This is a genomic window from Shimia sp. MMG029, from assembly GCF_027947445.1.
In the GTDB taxonomy this organism is placed as follows: domain Bacteria; phylum Pseudomonadota; class Alphaproteobacteria; order Rhodobacterales; family Rhodobacteraceae; genus Shimia.
Genome location: NZ_JAQJIM010000027.1, coordinates 1 through 1,505 on the forward strand (window position 1 = coordinate 1; position 1,505 = coordinate 1,505).

The window sequence follows — 1,505 nt, forward strand, 5'->3', positions numbered from 1 at the left end:
GCCCATGAAGGTCTTGGTACCTGTCAAGCGCGTGATTGACTATAACGTGAAAGTGCGTGTGAAAGCGGACGGAAGCGGTGTTGATCTCGCCAATGTCAAAATGTCGATGAACCCATTTGACGAGATTGCCGTCGAAGAGGCCATCCGTCTCAAGGAAGCCGGCAAAGCAGACGAAGTTGTGGCTGTATCGATCGGTGTGAAGCAAGCTCAGGAAACCCTGCGCACCGCGCTGGCCATGGGCGCAGACCGCGCCATCCTGGTTGTGGCTGCTGACGATGTGCATCAGGACATCGAGCCGCTGGCCGTGGCCAAGATCCTGGCCAAAGTGGTCGAAGAAGAGCAGCCGGGCCTCGTGCTCTGCGGCAAACAGGCGATCGACAACGATATGAACGCCACCGGCCAGATGCTGTCCGCCCTCTTGGGCTGGTCCCAGGCGACCTTCGCCTCTGAGGTGGACATCGACGGCGACAGCGCGGTTGTGACCCGCGAAGTGGACGGCGGCCTGCAGACCATCAAGGTTTCCACCCCGACCATCATCTCGGTGGATCTGCGCCTGAACGAGCCGCGCTATGCGTCTCTGCCAAACATCATGAAAGCCAAGAAAAAGCCGCTGGATGAGAAAACCGCCGCCGATTACGGCGTCGATGTCACCCCGCGTCTGGAAGTGGTGAAAACCTCCGAGCCGTCTGAGCGCGCCGCAGGCATCATGGTTGGCTCTGTTGATGAGCTGGTTGCAAAACTCAAAGAAGCGGGGGCTGTATAATGGCTGTTCTTCTTCTCGCAGAAGTTACCAACGGTGAGCTGGCGCTGGACGCCACCGCCAAAGCTGTCTCCGCCGCCAAGGCACTGGGGGACGTGACCGTTCTGGCCGCAGGCGCATCCGCCGCAGCGGCTGGCGACGCCGCCGCGAAAATCGACGGTGTGGCGAAGGTTCTGGTGGCAGAAGATGCCGCTCTGGGCCACCGTCTGGCCGAGCCGACCGCGGCGCTGATCGCGTCTCTGGCGGGCGACTACAGCCACATCGTGGCCCCCGCCACCACCGACGCCAAAAACGTGATGCCCCGCGTGGCCGCGCTGCTGGACGTGATGGTGCTGTCTGATGTGACCGCGGTTGTGGATGGCGACACGTTTGAGCGCCCAATCTACGCAGGCAACGCGATCCAGACTGTGAAGTCGTCTGATGCCAAGAAGGTCATCACCTTCCGCACCGCAAGCTTTGACGCGGCCGGCGAAGGCGGCTCTGCCTCCGTGGAAACCGTGGGCGCAGCAGAAAACCCCGGCCTGTCTGAGTGGGTTGAGGACAAAGTCGCCGAGAGCGACCGTCCAGAACTCACCTCCGCAGGTGTGGTTGTCTCCGGTGGCCGTGGTGTTGGCTCTGAAGATGATTTCAAAATCATCGAAGCGCTGGCAGACAAGCTGGGCGCCGCTGTTGGGGCGTCGCGTGCGGCGGTTGACTCCGGCTATGCGCCAAACGACTGGCAGGTCGGTCAGACCGGCAAGGTTGT

2 protein-coding genes are annotated in these 1,505 nt (G+C 61.7%); both read left to right on the plus strand.

The window, feature by feature from the left end; all coding sequences use genetic code 11:
* Positions 1–4: 4 nt before the first annotated feature.
* Positions 5–763, plus strand: a complete 759-nt coding sequence (locus tag PJL69_RS20220) for an electron transfer flavoprotein subunit beta/FixA family protein (protein WP_271311301.1) — start codon at positions 5–7, stop codon at positions 761–763.
* The coding region (locus tag PJL69_RS20225; RefSeq protein WP_271311300.1) for an electron transfer flavoprotein subunit alpha/FixB family protein at positions 763–1,505 on the plus strand (743 nt) is incomplete at its 3' end. The genes PJL69_RS20220 and PJL69_RS20225, both read left to right, overlap by 1 nt.

What these genes read in the sequence shown, in the direction of transcription:
- PJL69_RS20220 (WP_271311301.1), top strand. Translation starts at nt 5, where the DNA reads ATGAAGGTCTTGGTACCTGTCAAGCGCGTGATTGACTATAACGTGAAA.